Origin of the sequence: Pedobacter sp. UYP30, assembly GCF_040547165.1 — a bacterium.
Taxonomy (GTDB): Bacteria; Bacteroidota; Bacteroidia; order Sphingobacteriales; family Sphingobacteriaceae; genus Pedobacter.
On sequence record NZ_JBEPPD010000003.1, the window covers coordinates 186,491 to 206,336 of the forward strand.

The following is a 19,846-nucleotide window of genomic DNA, read 5'->3' on the forward strand; positions in this document are numbered from 1 at the left end:
AAAAAACCTGTTTGGAAGCCCTTACCATTTTAATTTCTTGTACAGATAGCGTTGGATTGGTTTCTGGCATCAGTAATGTGCTGGCGGCAGAAAATCTAAATATCATTGCCATGCGAGAATTTGTTGATGAAGCAAATAACTCATTTTTCGCTAGGATTGCGTGTGGTAATTTAACAAGCAATCATTTACTTTTGAAGGAAAACTTGCTGAGGTTTTTGCCTGCAAATGCTATCGTTAATATTGTTTCTGCAGAGCAGCCGACAGCGGCAATCTTAGTTACGAAAGAATACCATTGCTTGGCAGAAATTTTAGTTAAAAATCAATTTGAAAATCTTGGGGCATCGGTTAAGTGTGTAATTGGCAATTATCCAGATTTACAAAACGTTACGGCTCAATTTGGTATACCCTACTTTTTTATAGATCATAAAGAAAAAAGCAAAGAACAGTTTGAAGAAGAAGTAAAAGCCATCATTGATAAATTTGAGGTAGATTATATCGTATTGGCAAAATTTATGAGAATACTTTCTTTTGATTTTGTACAACATTATCCGAGAAAAATTATCAATATCCATCACTCTTTTTTACCAGCTTTTATCGGTGCCAACCCATACCGGCAGGCATTTGAGCGCGGGGTAAAAATAATAGGTGCAACTGCACATTTTGTTACCGATCAGCTGGATCAAGGGCCAATTATTGCACAACAAATTACCCATATAGATCATAATTTCGGGCTAAAAGAAATGGTAAAAGCCGGCAAAGAAGTTGAGAAGCGAGTGTTGCTGGAGGCGTTAGATTTAGTGTTCGAACATCGCGTTTTTATAAGTGGCAATAAAACAGTGGTGTTTAAATAGCAAAAGAATGTAGCTTATCAGTTAAGTATTGTTCAATTTTAAATACAAGACAATTAAGTCGTTTAAAATAGTGGTTTTTAGTAGTACGTATTTTATAGTTCATTTTTTTTCTTCCATCAAAACCAAAATTCTTAAAAAGATTCAAAATTTTAAGAAAGAGCCCGATGCTCTTTATAAGTTCAAATAACTAATAAAAGAACTTTAATCCAGGCTATTAGCCCAATGCGGCTAATAATCCAGCCTTTTTGATTAAATAAATCTTAGCAATTAAAGTTTGCTTTTGCTTTATTGAAACAACTTTTACATAAATGTTTTTATATTGATTTGGTCTTTACATAGTAGGATAAATCTCAAAAAACTGCTAAATTTATAATTTTTGGCACTTCTTCTTTTGGGAATCTACTCATCTTTTACGCGTCATTTATTATGGGAACGCTTTTTGTATAGGAGTGATTGAAAAACATAAAATTAGAAAATGGGAGTTTACTTAATTTTAATCGTCCCGGTATTATTGTTGAGCATGTTTGTACAGTGGCGTTTTAGAAATAAGTTTTCTAAGTACGCAGAAATGCAACTTAGCTCGGGTTTGTCGGGAAAAGAAGTAGCAGAAAGAATGCTGCGAGATAATGGCATTTATGATGTAAATGTAATGAGTACAGAAGGGCAATTAACAGATTATTATAATCCAACCGAAAAGACGGTTAATTTAAGTACCGATGTTTATTATAGTAGAAGTGTAGCGGCAGCAGCGGTAGCGGCTCATGAATGTGGTCACGCAGTTCAGCATGCAAAATCGTACGCTTGGTTAAATTTTAGAAGTACAATGGTTCCAGTGGTGAGTATTTCTTCTAATTTGTTGCAATGGGTACTATTGTTGGGCGTTATGCTTTTGATATTTTCAGTTACTCCAATCGTTTTAGCAATAGGAGTAATAGGGTTAGGAGTAATTACGATATTTAGTATAATAACGCTGCCTGTAGAGTTTGATGCGAGCAATAGGGCAATCGCCTGGCTAAAATCTAATGACAGCGTAATGCAAACACCAATTGAAAGTGTGCAAGCTAAAGATGCACTTTGGTGGGCAGCAATGACGTATGTGGTAGCAGCGGTTGGCGCAATGGCAAACCTGCTCTATTATGTATCTATGCTTTTTGGAAGAGGAAGAGATTAAGAAATTTTATCTACCGATGAAAGGTAACGAGCGGCTTGAGATTTTCTCGGCCGCTTTTGCTTTACAGAAAATTAAAAGATTGGTAATTTTGAATTATATATAATCCATTAATCATCACAAATAACCAATATAATAGTTTGTAAAATAGGTTTAGCTTTAAACCTTTTGTTTTCGGCCTTTATATAAATACGGCCTGACCCTTAGTTTAATTTATAAGGCGCGATGAGAAAAAATTCTGGAATATCTACGTTAATTAAGGCGCCATCTGCCAAACGTTTCATTGTAAAATATCCTTTCATACTGCCAACATCTGTTTTAAGATTGCAGCCAGAGACATATACATGGGTTTCGCCTGATTCTATTACGGGTTGTACTCCAACAACTCCTTCCCCTTCTACTTCCCTATTAGTGCTGTTAGAATCGAAAATATACCAATGTCTACGCAGCAATTGCACACTATTTTCAGTAAGGTTAGAAATTTCTACGCGGTAAGCAAACATAAAATGATCATTTACCGGATTAGAATATTCTGGTTGAAAAACCGTTTCTACTGAAACTTTAACTCCTTCTGTAATAGCTGTTGTCATCTCTCTTTTAGATTGCGTGTTGCTTATTATTTGGCAAAAATCAAGCCAACTCGCCTATCGGCACGTTTTGGCCATATACCTCTGCAATTTCTTCCAAAATAGCATAAATGTTGCTTATTTCTCCTTCTTGTACCAACCTCATTCTATACGGCTTAAAATCTGGAACCCCTTTAAAGTAATTTGCATAGTGGCGGCGCATTTCGAAAACACCAGTTTTTGGGCCTTTCCACTCTATTGATTTTTTTAAATGTGTGCTGCAAACAGAAATCCGTTCTTCTATGGTTGGACCCTCTAATTTTTCTCCGGTTTTAAAGAAATGCTTTATTTCCCTAAAAATCCAGGGGTAGCCAATGGCCGCCCTACCAATCATAATGCCGTCTACTTCATACTCCAGCCGCCAATCGGCCGCTTTTTCTGGACTATCTATGTCGCCGTTTCCAAAAATTGGAATATTTATTCTTGGATTTCTTTTAATCTCGCGTATTAATGACCAGTCTGCCTCTCCTTTGTACAATTGCGCCCTTGTGCGGCCATGAATGGTTAAGGCCTTTATGCCTACGTCTTGTAACCGTTCTGCAACCTCATACGCGTTTTTGGTACTATCGTCCCAGCCAAGCCTTGTTTTTACGGTTACCGGCAAATGCGTGGCATTTACTATAGCAGCGGTCATTTTAACCATTTTGTCTATGTCTTGCAACAAGCTAGAACCGGCACCTTTACAAACAACGTTTTTAACCGGGCAACCATAGTTAATATCTACCAAATCTGGTCCAGCTTGCGAGGCAATCTCTGCGGCTTCTCTCATGTGGTCTATATCGCCACCAAAAATTTGTATGCCTATCGGGCGCTCATATTCGAAAATATCTAGTTTTTGTTTGCTTTTTGCGGCATCACGAATCAATCCCTCAGAAGAAATAAATTCAGTGTACATCATATCCACTCCATTTTGCTTGCAAACAAAACGGAAAGGTGGGTCGCTCACATCCTCCATCGGAGCCAAAAGCAAAGGAAACTCCCCTAAATCTATATTTCCTATCTTAACAGACATTCTTTATCTTCGAAAAAATTCAAATACAAAGGTACAAATTAAATGGATTTTGAAATTCCAGAAAAAAAAGAGTCCAGTCCATTCCTTCAGATTGTGTTGCTGTTGGTCTATGCCATTTTGGGAGCGCTTATATTTACCGTCTTTTGCTTGGTTATTTTACTTATCATTTACGGGCTTCCATTGTTTCAAAACTTTAATTCGTTATTAACGGGCGATCCTCTTTATTTGGGTGGCTTGAAGATTCTGCAGATAGGTTCAACAATTGGAATGTTTCTGTTGCCTCCAATCATGTTGGCCTATACAGAGCATAGAAAGCCAAAGCAATTTTTTGGCTTGTATAAGCCAAAGGCGATGTTATTATTTTTGACACTTACCATAATGATTATAAGCATGCCATTGATGGAATGGGCTGCGGTTTGGAATCAAAAAATGGTGTTGCCAGAATTTTTAAAAGGTGTAGAGCATTGGATGAAGGAAAAAGAGGATGCAGCTGCTAAGATGACGGTGGAGCTTATTACTGTTAAAAACCCAGTAGATTTTTTCGTCAACCTACTAATGATTGCCATTTTACCAGCTATTGGGGAAGAACTAATGTTTAGAGGAGGGCTGCAGCGCATAATTAAAAGAATTTTTGGGAATCCGCATGTAGCCATTTGGTTGGCGGCAATTATTTTTAGTGCAATACACATGCAGTTTTATGGCTTTGTACCCAGAATGTTGTTGGGTGCCGGTTTTGGATATCTTTATTTTTATAGCGGTAATTTGTGGTATGCCATTCTTGCGCATTTTTTAAACAATGGATTTGCAGTTTGTATGGCATACTACATGCAAACTCACGGTATGCCTTTAGATAGTGCAGATCAACCCATTGGCTTTGGTTGGTACTTTTACTTGTTAAGTGCAATATTTACCATAGCTTTGTTTATATATTTTAAAAAAAATACGTCAAGTGGAAGAAAACTGGGTTAAGATTTACACAACACGAGATACTTTTACCGCAGAAGTGATTAAGCAGGGTTTAAGCGAAGAGGGAATACCTGCGGTAGCCATCAATAAACAGCTGGCTGCATATAACTTCGGCGAAATAGAAATAATGGTAAATAAGTCGAATTTTGATAGCGCCATAGAATACTTGGTAAAAAACGACATAGAGTAATTAAAGAGCTATGAAAACTCGAGCAATCACGGCTTTATTTTTTACCCTTGTTATGTTGGCATCGGTATTTTTGGGTAGCTATGTGTTTTCTGGATTCTATCTGCTTTTAAGTGCTTTGGCATTACTAGAATTTTACAAAATTGTAGTAAAGGCAGATGTAAAACCTCAAATTTTCTTTGGAATTTTTGTCTCGGTAGCACTCTTTTTAGCATTTATAATTAGACACTATATTCCTTTTAATTTAAAATATTTACTTTTTGCGATGCCGCTATTCTGCGGATTTTTTGTCGTAGAACTTTACCGAAAGGAAAAAGCACCTTTTGCCAATATTGGCTTCACCATTTTGGGGCTATTGTATGTTGGTTTTCCATTTTTATTTTTTCATGGACTAGGCTTTATACAAAACTGGACCGCGTATAGTTTTCATTTACCATTGGCCTTTTTGTTAATGCTCTGGGCAAATGATACCGGCGCTTATCTTTTCGGAGTAAAATTCGGGAAGACGAGACTTTTTGAAAGACATTCGCCAAAAAAAAGTTGGGAAGGGTTTTTGGGTGGCATCTTTACCAGTGTGCTAATAGCATACTTGCTCTCCCTATTCTTTATAGAGGGCTCTTTTTTTGTTTTCTGTGGGATGGCACTCCTTATCTCTATTGTGGGAACTGCAGGAGACCTTGTAGAATCGATGCTTAAAAGAAGTTTAGGTACTAAAGACAGTGGTAGTTTATTGCCTGGTCATGGCGGTTTACTAGACCGATTTGATGGATTGCTTATTTCTGCTCCATTGGTTTACGTTTATCTTTATTTCATCCTGGGATAGCCCACTTTTGATTTAACATAAAACACTTTATTTTACTTCGAGCAAACTAAAGACCTCTGAAAAATGGGTATTTTAGAGGATGAAGATAGAAATATGGTCAGACGTAGCGTGCCCGTTCTGCTACATTGGCAAAAGACATTTGGAAAAGGCGATGAAGACATTGCCTTTTAAGGATGAATTGGAAATTATCTGGAAAAGCTATCAATTGAACCCTTCATATCAAAACACCAATAAAGAGTCGATTTACGATCATTTGGCCAATAGTAAAGGAATTTCGATTGCTGATGCAAAGCAAATGACCGGCCAAGTTGCCGAGATGGCAAGCAAGGCTGGTTTGAGTATGAATTTTGATCGGGGTATTCCAGCAAACACGTTTGATGCACATCGACTCATTCATTTTGCAGCAACCCATAAATTACAAGGCGACGCAAAGGAAGCTTTGTTGAAAGCCTATTTTATGGATGGAAAAGATGTGGCGGATAAAAACGAACTGGTTGCGGTTGGAGAAACATTAGGTCTGGAAAAAGCCGATGTTTTAGACATGTTGCAAAGCGAAAAATTTGCCGAAAATGTAAAGTTAGACATTAAAGAAAGTCAAGATTTGGGTGTTCAGGGCGTACCATTTTTTGTGTTGGATAGAAAATATGCCATTTCTGGTGCCCAACCCGTTCAATCTTTTATAGATGCGCTAAAGCAAAGTTTCGAAGAATGGAAAGAACATCAGCAAAATAAAACCCTTAAGCCTCTTAACAAAGAAAGCGGTGCTATGTGTGATGAGAGCGGATGCGAAATTTAGCAGCAGTGCACTAGATGTGTAACATATTGACTTAGGCAACGTCCAAAAATAAAAGACCTTAATCATTAAACACTTAAAAGATTGAACAGATGATCGTAAGCACTACCCCACAATTAGAGGGAAAGAAAATAGTAAAATACATTGGTTTGGTAACTGGCGAAACCATTATCGGTGCAAATATTTTTAAGGATTTATTTGCTGGAATAAGAGATATTGTAGGCGGGCGATCAGGTTCTTACGAGCGGGTATTGCGCGAAGGTAAAGATACTGCGGTGAGCGAAATGCAACAATATGCCAGCGCAATGGGTGCAAATGCCATTGTTGGTGTAGATTTAGACTATGAAACCGTAGGGAATGGCGGTAGCATGCTGATGGTTACCGCTAGCGGCACAGCTGTTATTATAGAAGATCTTTAAAAAAGCGGAAGGCCTATAAGGGACTTCCGCTAATGTTATTTGCTAAAAAGCAAGAATATCTAACAATCTTACCCATTTCGGCATTACTGTTTCTGCATCGATATGTTTTACGGCATGATCAAATGGGGTAAAGGTAATTGTCTTGTCCACTAAACCGACCATACTGGTTTTTTTGCCATTTAATAAACCTTCAACCGCTGCAACCCCAAGTCTGCTTGCCAATACTCGGTCCATACAAGAGGGCTTCCCTCCTCTTTGAATGTGACCCAAAATCGCAATTTTCGTATCATACTGAGGATATTTTAATTTCAGTATTTCTGCTACTCCTACCGCTCCACCGTTCTCATCGCCCTCTGCCACAACAATAATTTTAGAAGCTTTGTCTTTTCTGCTGTTATCTAACTTGTGCAGCAGTTCTTCTACGCCCATTTTAGCTTCTGGAATCAAAATAGCTTCCGCTCCAACACCAATGCCGCTTCTCAGCGCTATAAGTCCAGAATCCCGGCCCATCACTTCTACTAAAAACAACCTGTCATGAGATTCTGCGGTATCTCTAATTTTATCTACCGCATCTACTACGGTGTTAAGGGCAGAATCATACCCTATGGTAAAATCTGTGCCGACTAGATCGTTATCTATGGTTCCTGGAAGACCAAGGACAGGAAAATCATGTTCTTTTGAAAAAAGATCGGCGCCCACAAAGGTTCCGTCGCCGCCTATAACAACAAGCGCATCCACCTTATTTTTCTGTAAAGTGGCGAGCGCTTTCTTCCTGCCTTCGACTGTTAGAAATTCTTCGCTTCGAGCAGTCTTTAAAATTGTTCCGCCCCTCTGTATAATATTCGCCACAGATTTGCGGTCCATCTCTATAAAGTCATTATTTATAAGCCCCTCGTACCCACGGATAAAACCTGTAACTTCTATATTGTAATAAATTGATGCGCGCACTACAGCTCTTATCGCCGCATTCATTCCCGGCGAATCACCGCCCGAGGTCAAAACCCCAATTTTTCTAATGTTACTCATTTTTCTTTTTTGCAAACTCTGACAAACCCTTGTCTAGATATTGTAAATATTTATCTATATTAAATTCAACCCCTATTGGAGGAGAAACCAATTCTCGCTCATCGATGCCCAAAAGTACATAATAAGGTTGCGAAATGGTGTTAAATTTCGTTGCTTGTAAATCTTTAAATTTTTTACCCACACTATTAATCCTAGTGCCTAGAATTTTAGATTCGTATTGCTCTGTTTCTGGCAACTCGGTCTTATCATCAGTATATAACGAAACAACGATGTAGTCATTTTTTAATTTTTGTAAAACTCTTGGATCGGACCATACCTTTGCTTCCATCTCCCTACAGTTTACGCAGGCATGCCCTGTAAAATCCAAAAATAAAGGCTTATTAACTTCTTTGGCATAAGTTAGGGCTTCTTGGTAATCAAAAAAGCCATCTATATTGTGTGGAATTTTCAGAAAATCTGAATATTTCCTTTTCGCGTGGTTTGGAGCAGGCGATTGAGCAAAATCACCAGCTTGGCCAATAACAAAATCTTGCGTAGAAAGCGGCGGAACAAGACCACTTACACCTTTTAATGGAGCTCCCCAAAGACCAGGTATTAAATAGATTGCAAAAACAAACGTGGTTGTTGCAATAAGCAGCCTTGGTATAGAGATGTAAGGCAAATCACTATCGTGAGAAAATTTTATCTTACCCAATAGGTAGATGCCTAATAAAAAGGCTAAAACAATCCATATCGCTAAAAAGATTTCTCGATCTAATATACCCCAGTGGTAAGCTAAGTCTGCACTTGATAAAAACTTTAAAGACAGGCCTAGCTCCAAAAAACCCAAAAATACCTTGATGGAATTTAACCAACCACCAGATTTTGGCAAGCCAGACATTAAGCTTGGGAATATAGCAAACATGGTAAATATAAAGGCCAAAGAAAAAGAGAAGCCAAACATTACTACAATTGGGGTTAGTAGATCCGTATTTATGGCCACCAATGAAGTGCCAATTAATGGCCCGGTACACGAGAATGAAACTACCGCAAGTGTGGCTGCCATAAAAAATATGCCACTCAACCCTTTTGCGTCCGATTTGGAATCGAGTTTGTTTACAAAAGAACTTGGTAAGGTAATTTCAAAGGCGCCTAAAAAGGAAACTCCGAAAACTACCAGTATTAAGAAAATAAATATATTAAAAAACCCATCGGTAGAAAGCTCGTTTAATGCGCTTGCTCCCCAAATTAAAGTTATAATAACGCCTAAACCCACATAAATTACAATAATCGATAAGCCATAAATGATGGCACTTCTTATCCCTTTTGCCCTACTTTCTGCTCGTTTTGTAAAAAAACCAACGGTTAATGGAACCATTGGGAAAATGCAGGGTAGAAAGAATGCCGCGATTCCCGCCAATAAACCTAAACCAAAAGTAATCCATAAAGATTGCTTTGCTTGCGCAGCTGGTATTGCCTTCGCAATTTTAGATGAGTCTATTTTGGCAGAATCTTTGTTTACCTGAGCGGTTGCGTTATCTGCATCCGTACCAACTTCAGTAAATACTAAGTCGTCTGGTACGCTACTAACAGTCAAAGTGTCTTGCAAAACGACCGCGTTGCTTTTTTTCGGCAAGGCCATTGTTGCTAAAAAGCACATTAGTAATGCAACAATAAATCTCTTCATGCTGTGGTGGTTTTGAGGGCGTGAAAATACGTATAATTTTATAAAGCAGCCTCCGGATGGGCGGTCTAGCCTTAAATTTTACTTAATAAAGAAACAGCCACAGAGAATCCGTGGCTGTAAACTTATTTTGAATTTTTACAATTTTATTTTACTGGAACGGAGAATTCAATCTCTTCTGGCGGTAAGCATTCTCTATCGTTGCACACCATAAATTCTACTTTTCCCTTAACAACCGTTGCAGCTTTGTTGAGTTTAACTTTTTGTTGGAATACTACCTGATTTTCGAAATAACTCACATTCATTTTAAATGTTGGTTCGTATTTTACAACTGCCTTTGGCTCTAAAGTTTTGCCTACAACGCTATAGTCTTTAGATGGAGCGAAAGTAAAGGTTGTTTTAACCGGACCGCCGTCTTTAACATTTTGGCTATACATGTGCCACGAGTTATCTATTTTAGCTTTCACATATACGGTAGCTTCATTCTTTCCTGTTTTTTTAGCAGCATAGCTCCATGTAACAGGTTTAGCAATTTGTGAAAATGCGGCAGAACCTATAAACAAGGACGCTGCAAGCATTAGCGATAGTTTTTTCATGTTGGTTTTATCTTGTGTGTGTGTGTAGAAATTGTACTTCCTTAAAATTAAATTTTCTATGTAGACTTTTTGCATCCATAAGTAAAAATCCAGATTCATCTACATTGGTTATCTTACCTTCAAAAACCTTTCCGTTTTCCTCAAAAAGAGACAATTCTCCTCTAAGATACAGGCTTTCCGAGTAATATTTGTGTAAAATATCGTACTTTTTAGCAAGGAGCAATAAGTAATATTTTTCTAAGAAAATACAAAGCTGTTCGACAACGGCATCTATATTGAGGTCTTCTCCTAAAATATTTGCTGCAGAAATTGTTTTGGAAGAAATGGAATGGCTAAAACTACGTTGATTGACATTAATACCAATGCCAATTATGGATGATTTAATGCATGTTCCTGCCAACGTATTCTCTATCAGTATGCCTCCTAACTTCTTATTTTGCCAATAAATATCATTGGGCCATTTAACCTTGATGTCTTCTTTAATAAATTGTTGCAAAGCATGTGTTACGGCCAATGCAATGGCCATATTCAAAAAGAACTGCTTGTCTAGAGGAACAGCCCTTGGTGCTAAATAAACACTCAATATGATGTTTTTGCCCTGTTCGCTTTCCCAGTTTGCCCCTTGTTGGCCTCGCCCGGCAGTTTGGTGTGCTGCCATTATTACAGTTCCCTCTGCCAATGGCTCGGAATTTGACAGTAAACGCTTTAAATAAGTGTTGGTAGAATCTACTTCAATTAATTTGATAAGTTTCTGACCGATAAATAATGTAGAAAAAGTGTTATTTTGCAATTGTTTATAATAACGAGATTAGTGAACCAAAATTAAATCATTTTAATGGTAAAAAAGAAAATTATAACCCTTTCTACATATCTTTCTGAATTGGCCGTAGAAGGCATTCAAGAGAAAAAGGGCGAAGATATTGTGCGCTTAGATTTAAGAAATATCCATTCATCAGTAGCAGATTTTTTTATTGTTTGCAGCGCCAATTCCGGCACTCAAGTAAAGGCGATCGCCGACAGTGTGGAGGAGCAGATTTACAAAAAAAATCAAGTAGATCCAAGGCATAAAGAGGGGTTTGAAAATGCAGATTGGATTATATTAGATTATTTTGACGTAGTAATTCATATATTTAAAACGGAGAAGCGCCAATTTTATGGCATAGAAGAGCTTTGGGGTGATGCAGAAAGTACAAATTTTAAAAGTGCATAATTCCTAATTTAACATTGATATTCAAATGAGCGATAATAAAAAAGTAGTGGAGAAAAAAAAGCCCGGCATTCGGATTCCAAATATTCCTAAGAAACCACAGAAAGGACCAAAATTTAACATATTTTGGGTTTATGCGGCTATCATCATAGCCATTATAGGTGGACAGTTTCTGCTATCGGGTGATAATAGTAAGGAAGTAACTTATCAAACCTTCGAGCAAAAGATGCTGCTTCAGGGCGATGTGCAAAAGGTTGTTGCCTACAAAGCAGACGATTTAGTGAAAGCCGAGGTTTACATTAAAAAAGATAAATTAAGTAAAGAAGAGTATAAGCAATATCAAACTAATAGTAATTTTGGTGGCGCTGCTTCTGGACCAACCGTATATTTTAACGCAGGCTCCATGGATCTGTTGGTAAAACAATTGGCAGATTCGCAAAAAGATCTTGCTGCAGATCAGCCTCGTGTATCTGCAGAGATAACAACTAAAAATAATCCTTTAGCAAGTTGGTTTCTTACCATCATTGTTCCTGTTTTGCTTTTGATTGCTTTTTGGGTATTCATTATGCGCAAAATGGGAGGCGGCGGTGGCGGCGGTGGACAGATTTTTAGCATTGGCAAATCTAAAGCCACCCTGTTCGATAAGGAAAGTCAGGTAAACACCACTTTTAACGACGTTGCAGGACTGGAAGAAGCCAAGCAAGAGGTTATGGAAATTGTAGATTTCTTAAAAAATCCTTCAAAATATACCAATTTGGGGGGTAAAATTCCTAAAGGAGCACTTTTAGTCGGGGCTCCCGGAACGGGAAAAACCTTATTGGCAAAAGCGGTAGCTGGCGAGGCGCAAGTTCCTTTCTTCTCTCTATCAGGATCCGATTTTGTAGAGATGTTTGTTGGAGTCGGAGCTTCGCGTGTACGCGATTTGTTCAAACAGGCAAAAGATAAAGCGCCTTGTATCATTTTTATTGATGAGGTAGATGCAATCGGTAGAGCCCGTGGTAAAAACGGTGTAATGGGCGGAAACGATGAAAGAGAAAATACATTGAACCAGCTGCTGGTAGAGATGGATGGTTTCGGTACCGATTCTGGAATTATCATTTTGGCGGCAACAAACAGACCAGATGTACTTGATTCTGCTTTGTTGAGGCCTGGTAGGTTCGACAGGCAGATTTCTATCGATAAGCCAGATTTGGTTGGAAGAGAGCACATATTTAAAGTGCATTTAAAACCGATAAAAACAAGTGAGGAAGTCGACGCCAAAAAACTTTCGGCTCAAACCCCAGGCTTTGCAGGCGCAGAGATAGCCAACGTATGTAATGAAGCGGCGCTAATTGCGGCTCGCAGAAATAAAACTTCAGTTGATATGCAAGATTTTCAAGATGCAGTTGACAGGGTTATTGGCGGTTTAGAGAAAAAGAATAAAATTATCTCGCCAGAAGAGAAGCGTATAGTTGCTTATCACGAGGCAGGCCACGCCATTGCTGGCTGGTTCTTAGAACACGCAGACCCATTGGTAAAGGTATCAATTGTTCCACGTGGTATTGCAGCGCTGGGCTATGCCCAATACCTGCCAAAAGAGCAGTTTCTTTACACCACAGAGCAATTGTTAGATGGGATGTGTATGACACTGGGCGGTCGTGTTGCAGAAGACATTACTTTTGGTAAAATCTCTACCGGTGCACAGAACGATTTGGAAAGGATTACCAAATTGGCCTACGCTATGGTTACCATTTATGGCATGAACGAGAAAATCGGAAATGTATCATTTCACGATCCACAGAACGAATATAATTTCAATAAGCCTTATTCAGAAAAAACGTCTGAAATGATTGACGTTGAAGTGCGTAGTTTAATTGGCGATGTTTATATAAAGACGAAACAATTGCTTACCGATAAGCAAGAAGGCTTAGAAAAGTTAGCTCAAAAGTTGTTGGAAAAGGAAATTTTGTTTCAGGCAGATTTGGAAGAAATTTTAGGCAAACGCCCGTTCGATAATCGTACAGCCTATGATGAGTTTGTTAACGGCACGGGCGATCAAACCCCAGCCGCAGAAGGTCTAGTTCACGATGGTGTTTCTGACACAGATATAAACAAAGATGTTGCAGATGTTAACAACGCAACAGAAACTAAATAGTATTCGATGCAAAATTGTAAATTGATACGATAATGTATAAGTTTTAAACCCTAAGCTTTCTGGCTTAGGGTTTTTATTTTTTTACCATGAACAACATTACCACTTCTAAAGAAAGGATGCTTAAGAAAATTAGGAAGGCCTTGTTGGAAAAACGAGAAAACCCGTACCCTAATTTAGAGGATAGCAATTTATACAAGCCAGACGACGAAGCCTTGGAGGTGCTATTCGCCGAGCAATTAACCGCTGTTGCAGGTAAATTTATTTTTTGTGAAGATGGAATAGAATTCATAGAAAATATGCTTCAATTGGCCGATAAATTTAGCTGGCGAAAAATGTATTGTTGGGAGCCCGATTTACAGGCATTCTTGTCTAAATATGAGTTTCCATTTTATCAAACAGATAAAGATTTTGAGCAGGCTGAGGTTGGAATAACACTCTGTGAATCGTTAATAGCACGAAACGGGAGCATTATGGTAAGCAACGGGAACGCTGCCGGGCGGAGGCTTAGCATTTACCCACACAACCATATTGTGGTGGCCAGAACAGGCCAATTGGTGTTAGATTTGAAAGATGCGTTTGTGGCTTTGAAGAATAAGTACGAAAACCAAATCCCCTCAATGGTAAGCGTAATTACCGGCCCGAGCAGAACTGCCGATATAGAGAAAACATTGGTATTGGGCGCGCATGGCCCAAAAGAGCTGTTTGTATTTTTGGTAGATGATTTTGATTAGCCGAGAAAAAATTAGACAGGTACAATTGCGCTAACGATTGAAGCGATACCCTTTTCTAGCCTTTTCGGCGAAGAAAAGATTTAGTCCCGCATGTGCGGGATGTTAAAAGCGCCCAAAAAAAGGCTATAAAAGATACTTAAAGCACCTTTAACAACAATCCTTTTAAATATTCCCCTTCTGGAAAAGAAATCCTTATCGGATGATCTTCTGGTTGCGAAAACTGCCTAATAATTTGCACCTCTTTTCCAGCGTCTAATGCAGCCCAAGCTATAATTTGCTTAAAGGTTTCCATATCTACCGCACCAGAACAAGAAAAAGTAGCCAGCAAACCGCCTTTTTCTAATAGCAACATACCCAATCTATTTAAATCTTTATAAGCGCGTGCTGCCCTATCTAAAGCAGACCTAGATGGCGCATACTTTGGCGGATCCAATACCACAATGTCGAAAAGCTCGCCCGTTTCTTTAAATGCGCGGAGTTGTTTATTCACATCAGATTGAATAACGTTTAATTTTGTTTTATCGAAATTGTTTAAGTGGATATTCTGTTCTAGCGTATTGAGCGCCAAGGCAGAACTGTCTACACTTGTAACTTGACTGGCTCCATTGGCAAGGGCATTTAAACTAAAACCACCGCTGTAGCTAAAACAATCTAACATCTTTTTCCCTTTCGCAAAGCTAGATAAGATGGCGCGGTTCTCTCGTTGGTCGCAGTAAAAGCCAGATTTTTGTCCTTCAGAAATATTAATGTGGTAGTTAATTCCATTTTCTTTTACGGCCAAAAATTCTGGTGGCTGCTCTCCAAACAACAGTTCGCTGGCGGTTGTCAAGCCTTCATGTGTTCTTGCCGTGGCATCGCTTTTGTCAAAAATTCCTTTTGGGTTTAAGTGTTTTTGCAGTAAATGGAGAATGTTGTCTTTTACAGAATTGATTCCGGCGCTAAGAATTTGCACAGATAAGAAATCGGCATATTTATCAACAATTAATCCGGGGATAAAATCGGCTTCGCTAAAGACCAACCTACAGGTATCGGTTTGGGTAGTTAAAATAGTTGCTCGTAGAGCAATGGCTTGTATTAAACGTGCTTCATACCAGTTAGTGTTGATAATGGCATCCTCATTCCAATCTAACAACCTTACGGCCACCCTAGATTTGCTATTGAAATGCCCATAAGCCAAAAACTCGCCGTCCGAAGCAAAAACTTTTACCACCTCTCCATCGTTTGGCTTACCTTTAAGTTTGTCTAACGCGCCAGAAAATACCCAGGGATGTCTTTGAAGTGGAGCTTTTTCTTTGCCTTTACGTAAAACGATTTCTACCATTTGGCAAAGGTAGAAAAAAGCGTGCATAGGTTTAATGCCCTATGCACGCTAAAGTTTTTACAAAATAGGCTTTTATCATAAGTCAAACTTAATTCCTTGAGCCAATGGAAGATGGTCTGCATAATTTATTGTATTTGTTTGCCTGCGCATATACGCTTTCCAAGCATCAGAACCACTTTCTCTGCCACCGCCAGTTTCTTTTTCGCCACCAAACGCACCACCAATTTCTGCACCAGAGGTGCCGATATTTACATTTGCAATGCCACAATCAGATCCATTAACAGATAAAAATTGTTCTGCTTCGCGAAGATTTAACGTCATAATGGTCGAGGAGAGTCCTTGCGGAACAGCATTTTGCAACTCTATTGCCTCGTCTAACGCCTTATACTTAATTAGGTACAAAATCGGCGCAAAGGTTTCGTGTTGTACAATGGCAAAATGGTTTTTAACCTCGGCAATGCAAGGTTTTACATAGCAACCGCTGCCGTATTCATCGCCATTTAAAACGCCTCCCTCAACCACAAATGTACCGCCTTCGGCTTTACATTTTTCGATTGAACTCTTGTAACTTTCTACAGCGGCTTTATCAATTAGTGGACCTACATGGTTGTTTTCATCTAATGGGTTTCCGATGCGCAATTGCTTATAGGCATTAATAAGTCTCTCTTTAAAATTATCATAAATGCTTTCGTGGATAATGAGTCGTCTGGTAGAAGTGCACCTTTGGCCTGCCGTGCCAACTGCGCCAAAAACTGCGGCAATTAAGCTCATGTCCAAATCGGCGTGTTGCGAAATAATCATCGCGTTGTTTCCGCCCAATTCTAATAGGCTTTTTCCTAATCGCTCGGCTACCGTTTTTGCAACCTCTTTACCCATTTTGGTAGAGCCCGTTGCAGAGATTAACGCAATCCGCTTATCTCCTGCCATTTGTTCGCCAATTGCCTTATCGCCTAAAATTAGGTTACTAATGCCCTCTGGAAACTCGTTTTCTTTTAAGATTTTAGCTAAAATATGCTGACAAGCAACAGCTGTAAGCGGAGTTTTTTCTGAAGGTTTCCAAATACACACATTTCCGCAAACTAAAGCTAAGGCAGCATTCCAAGCCCATACCGCTACCGGGAAATTAAAGGCAGAAATAATTCCGACAATGCCAAGTGGCTGCCATTGCTCGTACATTCTGTGCTGTGGCCGTTCGCTGTGCATGGTAAGGCCGTATAGTTGTCTCGATAAGCCGAGTGCAAAATCGCAAATGTCTATCATTTCTTGCACTTCTCCCAATCCTTCTTGCAGGCTTTTGCCCATTTCGTAGCTTACCAAAGTGCCCAAGTTTTTCTTTTGCGTACGTAAAGCATCTCCAAACTGCCTAACCACATCGCCGCGTTTTGGAGCAGGTACGGTGCGCCATCGTTTAAATGCTTTTTCGGCTGCTGTTGCCACTGTTTCAAAATCGGCTGCTGCTGCCAGTTTTGCAGATGCTATAGATGTTCCATCTACTGGAGAGAAGCTTTCGAAAACTTTGCTTTGATCGCTTGCGTCCCAATTTCTGCCGGTAGAAAAAGCAGCGTTTTGTGTCTCTATACCTAACTCTTTTAAAATGGATGCTATCGTCGCTTTCATAACCATCAATTTACATAAAAAAAACCCAAAATATAATCAAAGAGTTTACATTTGTTTGTAATTCAACGATTATAGCATCGATATCTCGAGACAATTAAACTAATTTCAAAAAAAACCAATGAAAAGTAGACTTTTTCTGTTCGCCGTTCTGGCTATTGCGTTCACTTTTGTGCAACCAAGCTACGCTCAAAAGCAACCTTACAATATCGATTTTAATCGTGCCGAATATCGTGTCACGGCAACAAAAATAAATGAGTTGGTACACACCAAGTTAGCTGTTTCTTTCGATTACGCAAAGCGATACCTCTATGGTAAAGAATGGTTAACGGCTAAACCCTACTTTTATCCAACTGATTCTATAACCTTAGACGCACAAGGTATGGACATTAAAAATGTTTCGTTGATTGGTGCAAAGGGAATAACCAAGTTAGAGTATGATTACAATGGAGAGAAGTTAGCAATTAAGTTAAACAAGACGTATCAAAAGAATGAAAAATACACTATTTTTATTTCTTATACTGCCAAGCCCGATGAACTAAAGGTTAAAGGAAGCGCCGCCATTACAGATGCAAAAGGCTTGTATTTTATCAATCCAGATGGTACAGAGAAGAATAAGCCAACTCAAATTTGGACACAAGGTGAAACTGAATCTAACTCTGCATGGTTTCCTACCATCGACAAGCCAGACCAAAAGACTACTGACGAAATTAGCATGACGGTACTTAATAAGTATACTACTTTGAGCAATGGTAAGTTGGTAAGTAAAAAAGTGAATAAGAACGGCACTAGAACTGATACTTGGCGCATGGATTTGCCGCAGTCTACGTATTTATTTATGATGGCTGTTGGCGATTTTAAGATTACAAAAGACAAATATAAAAACAAAGAAGTAAACTATTATTTAGAGCCGAAATATGCGCCCTATGCAAAACAGATTTTTGGAAAAACCCCAGAGATGATCAAGTTTTACAGCACCACGCTTGGAGTAGATTATCCTTGGAACAAATATTCTCAAATTGTAGTGCGAGATTATGTTTCTGGCGCCATGGAAAATACCACGGCAACTTTGCATGGAGAACAAGTACAAAAAACAGATAGGGAACTATTAGATGGCAATCAGGAAAGTACCATTGCGCACGAACTTTTTCATCAGTGGTTTGGCGATTATGTTACCGCAGAAAGTTGGAGCAATATTACCATGAATGAGTCTTTTGCCACTTTTGGCGAGATTATTTGGAGCGGACACGACGGCGGTAAGGATGCCGAGGAGAAAACAAGGTATGATAAATTAGAATCGTACCTACGAACTACAAAAAATGGCGAGAGCCCAATTTTAGCTAGGTTTTATTATGATAACAAAGAAGATGTTTTTGACAATGTAAGTTATCCCAAAGGTTCGCTAATTTTATACGCACTTAAAAACCAGATGGGTGATGCTGCGTTTTATGCCTCGCTAAAAAAATATTTAACCGATAACGCTTTTAAAAATGGCGAAACGCATCAACTGCGCTTGGCCATGGAGGCTGTTACAGGAAAAGATTGGAGCCCTTATTTTACCCAATGGTATTACAATGGCGGTCACCCAATTTTGAAGGTAAATTTTAGTTATGCCGATGGGAAGGAAACCATGAACGTAAAACAAGTGCAAGATAGCAGCGTGCAAACATTTTTATTGCCTTTAAAAGTTGTTATTTATGCTGGCGGAAAGAAGATTAGAAAAAATATTTTAATTAAAGACAGAGATCAGACTTTTACGTTTGATGTAGCGAGCAAACCAGAATTTGTTGACCTAGACGCCGACAAGATTTTGGTGGGCGAGATAGAAGACAATAAAACTTTAGCAGAATACGCTTATCAATATCAACATGCGCCAAGTTATAAGAATAGAATAGAGGCCTTGCAGTTTGCGGCAAAGGATAAATCAGCGGAAGCGGAAAAACTGCTTTTGGCAGGATTGAAAGACCAGTCTGCCAGTTTGAGGGCACTTAGCGTGCAAGGTTTAGATCTTGCAGATGCTCAAATCAAAGCGGCTGCTCTCTCAATCTTGTTGCAATTGGCCAAAGGCGATAAAGATACAGGTGTTCGCGGAGCAGCTATCACAAAACTAGCATCTACGGGCGATATTCAATATAAGGGCTTGATGTTAGACGGGATTAAGGAAAGATCTTACAAGGTTATTGCTGCGTCGGTTACAGGTTTGGCAACGCTTGCCCCGAAAGAAGGAACAAGCGCTTTAGCCGCTTTAGATGCAGGTACCAAAAAGCATATTGCTGGTGCTATTGCAGGTTTGTATGCCGCAGACGGTTCCGATGAATACCAACCCTTCTTTGGCAATATAATGGCTACTGGAAACAGAGGCGAAGTGTTTGGGTCAATCGGACAATATTTTCAATACCTAAAAAATAATACCAACCCAATTGTCACCGAGAAAGGGTTGAAAGATATAGAACAGGTTATTGAACGCCTAAAACTCCAACAATACCTATCTAAACAGCTCGGCGCAGCATCTCAAATGGCCGCAGACGAAAAAATAAAGCAAGCTACTGCAATAACAGGCGCTATAAAAGCCAGTTTAAATAAGCAAGCTGAATTATTTAAAGATGCAGCGAAGATATTAAACGGCCAATAATTTTTACTTGCCTATCGTAACGCAAGCTAACCGTCATAATAACAAAGGGAATGATTTTAATCATTCCCTTTGTTTAT

General features: G+C 38.9%; 19 protein-coding genes. 11 read left to right on the top strand and 8 right to left on the bottom strand.

Translation table 11 applies throughout. The annotated features are described in order from the left end of the window. The first annotated feature begins 11 nt into the window (after positions 1-11). Positions 12-851, top strand: coding sequence for a formyltetrahydrofolate deformylase (purU, locus tag ABIB40_RS05105; protein WP_354356659.1), 840 nt, complete (start codon positions 12-14; stop codon positions 849-851). Between the two features lie 475 nt (positions 852-1,326). After that, positions 1,327-2,022, top strand: a complete 696-nt coding sequence (locus tag ABIB40_RS05110) for a zinc metallopeptidase (protein WP_354356661.1) — start codon at positions 1,327-1,329, stop codon at positions 2,020-2,022. 200 nt (positions 2,023-2,222) lie between these two features. Here ABIB40_RS05110 and apaG read toward each other — a convergent pair whose 3' ends face one another. Next, entirely contained in the window at positions 2,223-2,609 is a 387-nt protein-coding gene (gene apaG / locus ABIB40_RS05115; RefSeq protein WP_354356663.1) for a Co2+/Mg2+ efflux facilitator ApaG/CorD, read from the bottom strand. Between the two features lie 40 nt (positions 2,610-2,649). Continuing rightward, on the bottom strand, positions 2,650-3,657 hold the full coding sequence (gene dusB / locus ABIB40_RS05120; RefSeq protein WP_354356665.1) for a tRNA dihydrouridine synthase DusB: 1,008 nt from the start codon (positions 3,655-3,657) through the stop codon (positions 2,650-2,652). 42 nt (positions 3,658-3,699) lie between these two features. On the opposite strand from dusB, the gene ABIB40_RS05125 reads away from it, so the two are divergent. The 5 genes from ABIB40_RS05125 (at position 3,700) to ABIB40_RS05145 (ending at position 6,845) form a co-directional block, all read left to right on the top strand. After that, positions 3,700-4,626, top strand: coding sequence for a CPBP family intramembrane glutamic endopeptidase (locus ABIB40_RS05125; protein WP_354356667.1), 927 nt, complete (start codon positions 3,700-3,702; stop codon positions 4,624-4,626). Then, complete coding sequence (locus ABIB40_RS05130) at positions 4,607-4,813, top strand: putative signal transducing protein (protein ID WP_354356669.1); 207 nt, start codon at positions 4,607-4,609, stop codon at positions 4,811-4,813. The genes ABIB40_RS05125 and ABIB40_RS05130 overlap by 20 nt, the downstream gene beginning before the upstream one ends. A gap of 10 nt (positions 4,814-4,823) precedes the next feature. Beyond that, entirely contained in the window at positions 4,824-5,633 is an 810-nt protein-coding gene (locus tag ABIB40_RS05135) for a phosphatidate cytidylyltransferase (protein WP_354356671.1), read from the top strand. Between the two features lie 79 nt (positions 5,634-5,712). Next, positions 5,713-6,429, top strand: a complete 717-nt coding sequence (locus ABIB40_RS05140; RefSeq protein ID WP_354356673.1) for a DsbA family oxidoreductase — start codon at positions 5,713-5,715, stop codon at positions 6,427-6,429. 89 nt (positions 6,430-6,518) lie between these two features. Then, complete coding sequence (locus ABIB40_RS05145) at positions 6,519-6,845, top strand: heavy metal-binding domain-containing protein (protein WP_354356675.1); 327 nt, start codon at positions 6,519-6,521, stop codon at positions 6,843-6,845. A gap of 42 nt (positions 6,846-6,887) precedes the next feature. Here the strand turns inward: ABIB40_RS05145 and pfkA are convergent, their stop codons facing one another. From pfkA to ABIB40_RS05165, 4 genes are all read right to left on the bottom strand, one after another. Beyond that, positions 6,888-7,871 carry a 6-phosphofructokinase gene (gene pfkA, locus ABIB40_RS05150; RefSeq protein WP_354356677.1) on the bottom strand — a complete coding sequence of 328 codons (984 nt, stop codon included), beginning with the start codon at positions 7,869-7,871 and terminating at the stop codon, positions 6,888-6,890. Further along, positions 7,864-9,537 carry a protein-disulfide reductase DsbD family protein gene (locus ABIB40_RS05155; RefSeq protein ID WP_354356679.1) on the bottom strand — a complete coding sequence of 558 codons (1,674 nt, stop codon included), beginning with the start codon at positions 9,535-9,537 and terminating at the stop codon, positions 7,864-7,866. Before ABIB40_RS05155 ends, pfkA begins: the two co-directional genes overlap by 8 nt. Positions 9,538-9,680: 143 nt before the next feature. Beyond that, complete coding sequence (locus ABIB40_RS05160) at positions 9,681-10,130, bottom strand: protein-disulfide reductase DsbD domain-containing protein (RefSeq protein WP_354356681.1); 450 nt, start codon at positions 10,128-10,130, stop codon at positions 9,681-9,683. Positions 10,131-10,137: 7 nt separating this feature from the next. Continuing rightward, on the bottom strand, positions 10,138-10,920 hold the full coding sequence (locus ABIB40_RS05165) for a biotin--[acetyl-CoA-carboxylase] ligase (protein ID WP_354356683.1): 783 nt from the start codon (positions 10,918-10,920) through the stop codon (positions 10,138-10,140). A gap of 45 nt (positions 10,921-10,965) precedes the next feature. Between ABIB40_RS05165 and rsfS the strand changes: the two genes are divergently transcribed. From rsfS to ABIB40_RS05180, 3 genes are all read left to right on the top strand, one after another. Beyond that, positions 10,966-11,340 carry a ribosome silencing factor gene (gene rsfS, locus ABIB40_RS05170; protein ID WP_354356685.1) on the top strand — a complete coding sequence of 125 codons (375 nt, stop codon included), beginning with the start codon at positions 10,966-10,968 and terminating at the stop codon, positions 11,338-11,340. 25 nt (positions 11,341-11,365) lie between these two features. Next, entirely contained in the window at positions 11,366-13,471 is a 2,106-nt protein-coding gene (gene ftsH / locus ABIB40_RS05175) for an ATP-dependent zinc metalloprotease FtsH (protein ID WP_354356687.1), read from the top strand. Positions 13,472-13,557: 86 nt separating this feature from the next. Further along, positions 13,558-14,202: a LutC/YkgG family protein gene (locus ABIB40_RS05180; RefSeq protein WP_354356689.1), complete on the top strand. Its 645-nt coding sequence runs from the start codon at positions 13,558-13,560 to the stop codon at positions 14,200-14,202. A gap of 136 nt (positions 14,203-14,338) precedes the next feature. Here ABIB40_RS05180 and ABIB40_RS05185 read toward each other — a convergent pair whose 3' ends face one another. Together ABIB40_RS05185 and amaB are read right to left on the bottom strand one after the other, a co-directional pair. Then, positions 14,339-15,523: a class I SAM-dependent rRNA methyltransferase gene (locus ABIB40_RS05185; RefSeq protein ID WP_354356691.1), complete on the bottom strand. Its 1,185-nt coding sequence runs from the start codon at positions 15,521-15,523 to the stop codon at positions 14,339-14,341. A gap of 75 nt (positions 15,524-15,598) precedes the next feature. After that, positions 15,599-17,140 carry an L-piperidine-6-carboxylate dehydrogenase gene (gene amaB / locus ABIB40_RS05190; RefSeq protein WP_354356693.1) on the bottom strand — a complete coding sequence of 514 codons (1,542 nt, stop codon included), beginning with the start codon at positions 17,138-17,140 and terminating at the stop codon, positions 15,599-15,601. A gap of 118 nt (positions 17,141-17,258) precedes the next feature. On the opposite strand from amaB, the gene ABIB40_RS05195 reads away from it, so the two are divergent. Beyond that, complete coding sequence (locus ABIB40_RS05195) at positions 17,259-19,769, top strand: M1 family aminopeptidase (RefSeq protein WP_354356695.1); 2,511 nt, start codon at positions 17,259-17,261, stop codon at positions 19,767-19,769. The last annotated feature ends 77 nt before the right edge of the window (positions 19,770-19,846 follow it).